1 protein-coding gene is annotated in these 336 nt (G+C 58.3%); it reads left to right on the top strand.

Going from position 1 to position 336, the window contains the following annotated elements:
• Window positions 1–58 precede the first annotated feature (58 nt).
• On the top strand, window positions 59–336 hold a 278-nt coding region (locus tag BG74_RS06545), incomplete at its 3' end, for a TilS substrate-binding domain-containing protein (protein ID WP_244267395.1).

The raw sequence follows: 336 nt of genomic DNA, 5'->3' as shown, positions 1-336 counted from the left end.
GAGCGATATCCGGCGTGCGGCTATTTTACGCCGCTGGTTAGCCAACCGAGGCATGAGAATGCCCTCACGCCAACAGTTAGCGCGTCTTTGGCAAGAGGTAGTGCTCAGCCGGCGCGATGCAGTTGCGCAAATGCAGCTCCACGACCGGCAGGTTCGACGCTTTCGCGACCGTCTTTATGTGCTGCCACGATTGCCGGCGCTTTCCGATGGAGTGGCGATATTTCCCTGGTCGACGCAAATTGAGAGGCTTACGTTGCCCGCGGGGCTGGGAACTCTCTATCGACGCCAGGTAGGTATCAACAGCGTGACGCAAGGCAAACCTATCGAGCCACCAAA

It is taken from the genome of Sodalis-like endosymbiont of Proechinophthirus fluctus (assembly GCF_001602625.1).
Lineage (GTDB): Bacteria > Pseudomonadota > Gammaproteobacteria > Enterobacterales > Enterobacteriaceae.
This window is presented reverse-complemented; position numbering and strand designations above follow the sequence as displayed.